Annotated in this window: 6 protein-coding genes and 1 pseudogene; all 7 read left to right on the top strand. The window is 54.9% G+C overall.

Translation table 11 applies throughout. The features are described from left to right. A pseudogene (locus M7439_RS01810) lies at positions 1-684 on the top strand (aldehyde dehydrogenase); the annotation flags it as partial. Positions 685-686: 2 nt separating this feature from the next. Then, positions 687-1,289, top strand: a complete 603-nt coding sequence (locus M7439_RS01805) for a BMC domain-containing protein (RefSeq protein ID WP_308464357.1) — start codon at positions 687-689, stop codon at positions 1,287-1,289. Further along, a complete protein-coding gene (locus M7439_RS01800) occupies positions 1,286-1,777 on the top strand; it encodes a hypothetical protein (protein ID WP_308464356.1) in 492 nt (163 codons plus the stop codon). The genes M7439_RS01805 and M7439_RS01800 overlap by 4 nt, the downstream gene beginning before the upstream one ends. Continuing rightward, complete coding sequence (locus tag M7439_RS01795; protein WP_308464355.1) at positions 1,774-2,061, top strand: EutN/CcmL family microcompartment protein; 288 nt, start codon at positions 1,774-1,776, stop codon at positions 2,059-2,061. The genes M7439_RS01800 and M7439_RS01795 overlap by 4 nt, the downstream gene beginning before the upstream one ends. Before the next feature lie 38 nt (positions 2,062-2,099). After that, complete coding sequence (locus tag M7439_RS01790; protein WP_298343190.1) at positions 2,100-2,384, top strand: BMC domain-containing protein; 285 nt, start codon at positions 2,100-2,102, stop codon at positions 2,382-2,384. 8 nt (positions 2,385-2,392) lie between these two features. Continuing rightward, positions 2,393-3,046 (top strand): hypothetical protein, encoded by a 654-nt coding sequence (locus M7439_RS01785; protein WP_298343193.1) that lies wholly within the window; start codon positions 2,393-2,395, stop codon positions 3,044-3,046. 54 nt (positions 3,047-3,100) lie between these two features. Continuing rightward, on the top strand, positions 3,101-4,045 hold a 945-nt coding region (locus M7439_RS01780; protein WP_308464354.1), incomplete at its 3' end, for a phosphotransferase.

Below are 4,045 nucleotides of genomic sequence, written 5' to 3'. Positions count from 1 at the left end.
CCTGAGGGTAAGTTCGATGTGCGGTGTGTGGGCAAAAGCGCTGCGTGGCTCGCTACTGAAGCGGGCATACGGGTGGATGGCAACACTCGGGTGCTGTTAGCACCTTTCGATCTCATTGTGCCAGAAGAGGTCTTGGCGCATGAGAAGCTCTGCCCGGTGTTAGGGTTTGTTCGTGTCGAATCGCGACGACGAGGCATCGACGCGGCGAGCGCCCTTTTGCGTATCACTGGCGCAGGTCATTCGGCAGTTATCCACAGCACTGATCCACAGACCATAATGGAGTACGGCGCGGCAGTACCTGCCCTTCGAGTGGTGGTGAATGTCGGCAACAGCCTGGGTAGTGCTGGTATCGAGACCAATCTGGCGCCATCTATGACCATAGGGACCGGATTCTATGGGCATTCCTCCCTGACGGAGAATCTGCAGCCTAAGCATCTTGTCCAATGGACCAGGATTGCGTATAACGCGGCAGAGGGCGAGGTATTCGGAAATTTTTCGGGCCTCATCCCTTGGGAGCATCCTCGTGGGTTGGTACCTCCATACCCCATGGCCTCCAATCAATTGTTGGCTGGTGGCGGAGGTAGTAGTCAGCAAGCGGTGGCGTCGTCAGCATCTTCGCAGGACTTACGTCAAGAGATCCGCCGACTGATCGTTGAAGAACTCAAGAATATCGTGAAGGGATAGTAGTGGCAGAACTTCGTTCGTTTATCTTTTTGGACCGGCTCCAACCACAGACCATGTGCTATCTGGGCACCTGGATCCGTGGTAGTTTGCCGCGAAGCGATGTCGCGGCTCAGATCATTGAGATTGCGCCGGGGTTGGATATTGAGCCGTTAACCGATGTTGCCTTAAAATACGCCAATGTCCGGGCTGGAGTCCTCGTCGTGGAACGACAGTTCGGTTATCTTGAGATTCACGGTACGACCGATGAAGTGCGTGCTGCTAGCAGTGCTGTTCTAGAAGAACTTGGAACGACAGCACGCGATGCGACTAGTCCTCAAGTGCTGGCATCCAAGTTGATCACCATGCTCGATCCTCAGCACTGTTTTTTGATCAACCGTAACAAAATTGGATCAATGACGCTCCCAGGCGAGTCCCTGTTCGTCCTCGAAATGCAGCCAGCGTCTTATGCGATTCTGGCTACCAACGAAGCCGAAAAGTCCGCTCGTATCAAGGTGGTCGACTATCGCATGATTGGCGCCACCGGAAGGGTCTATCTCTCCGGACGCGAGGCTGATGTACGCCAAGCTGCAGAGGCTGCCCTAGGTGTCCTTGAGGGTATGCGATGACAGAGCCAGTGTGGAACACTGAAGAACTACGTACTCTCGTGCGAGAGGCACTCGCTGAATTGTTACCGAATGAGCTGGTGAAAGGAGATTCGCCCGTTTCTGGTGTCGCCCCAACGCAGGAGAAAACTTCGTCTCTGATCTCTGAAGTTCGTAATGACGCGGTTGCGACTAGTCCTGAAACGATAACTATACGTAATGATACCGAACTTGGGGACTTCGTGTTACGGCTACTGCATGTGTTCGAGAATCCAAAGCATAGAGAGGATTTGCGGACGGGCAGACTACGCTTCCACCTCGCTTCGGCTCCACACACAGGGGCGTCGACACCGGTCCGCCGGATAGAGCAAGGCGCTGTTACCGAAGCGATGGTCCGTGATGCAGCTCGCGCGGGCGCACAGCTTGTTCTTGGTAAGAACGCAGTAATGACGCCACTCGCACGAGATCGGGCGAGGTCTGACGGTGTCGTCGTTGAAAGGGAGCGCAAGTGATAATTGCAATAGTAGTTGGGAATGTTTGGTCGACCCGGCGACTCGCTGAGATTCCCCATGGGGCGTTTCTCGAAGTGGAGGTTGAATCCAACGGAAGTCGTGTAATTGCTTTTGACGTTCTTGGATGTGGCGTTGGCGAGCGTGTTTTGGTATCGCAAGGGTCGGTGGCGGCTGCATGGTTCACTGGAAAGCCGCCACCAATAGATGCACTCATCGTCGGACATGTCGATGAGCGGCAATCGGCAGGTCCGACCAGTACAGATGTCGGAGATGCCGAAAAGTAAAGATATCCGCCCTGGCGGATAGATAGAGGAGGATACGAATGTCAAGTAGCGCTATTGGGATGATTGAGACAAAAGGTTATGTAGCGGCGCTGGCCGCCGCAGACGCGATGGTAAAGGCTGCCAATGTAACGATTGTCAGTCGAGATGAGGTTGGCGATGGGCTCGTAGCGGTCACCATCATAGGCGACGTTGGTGCTGTGAAGGCAGCAACCGAGGCAGGATCTGAAGTAGCCTCGAGTGTAGGGGAGTTGGTCTCGGTGCACGTAATCCCTCGACCTCACGCGGAGGTTAGCCGACACTTTCACACCACCGAAACCGACTGAGAGTGCATGTGCTATCACAGGATCCAGGTGCGACTGACCTTCGCGTCTATCTCCTCATTCGGGATCTGCAGCGACAGTTCGCTGCGTATATGGCAACCCCGACCCGGGCCCGCGGTTACCCGCCGTTCGAAGGTCAGCATTCGCTCATAGTCGAAGTTGCCCCAGGTCTGGCAATCGAGCGATTGACCGACCTTGCGTTGCGAGCTGTTCCAGCAGTTGAACCCGGAATACTCTTTGTCGAACGGCAGTTCGGAGTGCTTGAAGTTCACAGTGCTGTACTGTCGGATGTTGAGGCTGCTGGGCAGGCCATCCTTAATGGACTTGGAGCAAACCCAGCAGACCAACTGAAGCCTCGTGTGCTCTATTCCGATGTCATTGAGGATGTAACTGACCAGCACGCCGTGATCATCAATCGCAACCGTGAGGCATCCATGCTGTTGCCCGGGGATACATTGCTGGTGGTTGAGATGACTCCTGCACTGTTTGCGGCGGTGGCCGCGAACGAGGCCGAGCGCGCTGCGCCCAACATAACGTTGGTAAACGTGTCGATGATCGGAGCGGCGGGCAGAATCTACATCGCTGGCCCTACCGATGACGTACGCATAGCGCAAGCGCGCATTGCACAAGTTCTCAATGATCTTGAGGGTCGTGAACATAAGTGAGAGGTCAGAGTGGTAGAACACGACTTATCCACTAGCGGGGATGTCATCGAACGGATGGCGGAAGTTGCTCGTGCTGCTATTCAGGAATTCGAGTTTGGAGAAGGCTCAACCGTTGAGCTACTCAACGTTTCTGAGAATGCGACTTTTCTGGTCCGGAACAACGCTGGGGAGGAGGCTATCCTTCGGGTGCACCGTCTGGGCTATCACACGACCCATGAGATCGAGTCTGAACTTGATTGGATGGAAGCTCTGAGACTTGAGGCATCCGTGCGAACGCCCAAGGTGCTCGCATCAATTGACGGGCGACGAGTCGTATCAATCAGGGAACCCCGAATGGACAATGAACGTCAATGCGTGATGTTCGAGTTCCTCGACGGTGATGCGCCACAAGAACAGGATCTGGAAAGTTTCGAGCAGCTCGGTTCTCTGACAGCACGGATGCACCAGCACGCGCGCAACTGGTCGATGCCCAAACATTTTAGTCGTTTTCATTGGGACCTTGATAGTGCTTTTGGGAGTAATTGCCGGTGGGGACGCTGGCAGGATGGACTTGGCGTTGGTATTGAGGAGAAGAGGATTCTCCGTCGGCTCGAGGAGACCCTAAGGAACCGTCTACTCCTGTTCGGTAAGAGTTCAGACCGCTATGGCCTCATCCATGCGGATACTCGGCTCGCCAACCTGTTGGTCACCCCATTTGGCGTGAGCGTTATCGATTTCGATGACTGCGGGTTTAGTTGGTACTTATACGACCTCGCAACCGCTGTAAGTTTTTTCGAAGATAGCCCGCAGGTTCCGGAATTGATCGATCGATGGCTGCAAGGATATCGGTCAGTCGCTGTGCTGCCGGAGGAGGACGAGCAGGAAATCTGGACCTTTATCCTCTTTCGGCGCCTGCTCTTGGTGGCGTGGATCGGGTCGCATGGCGCAGCCGAGATCGCCCAGGAGCTCGGAGCATCGTATACGGTTCGAAGCTGTGAGCTAGCAGAGCGTTATCTTGGG

It is taken from the genome of Ferrimicrobium sp., from assembly GCF_027319265.1.
Taxonomy (GTDB): domain Bacteria; phylum Actinomycetota; class Acidimicrobiia; order Acidimicrobiales; family Acidimicrobiaceae; genus Ferrimicrobium.
Note: the sequence above shows the minus strand (reverse complement) of the source record. Positions and strands in the feature narration are given on the sequence as shown.

Excerpts from the sequence above, each read along its gene's own strand:
- M7439_RS01790 (WP_298343190.1), top strand. The coding sequence starts at position 2,100 with ATGTCAAGTAGCGCTATTGGGATGATTGAGACAAAAGGTTATGTAGCG.
- M7439_RS01800 (WP_308464356.1), top strand. The coding sequence starts at position 1,286 with ATGACAGAGCCAGTGTGGAACACTGAAGAACTACGTACTCTCGTGCGA.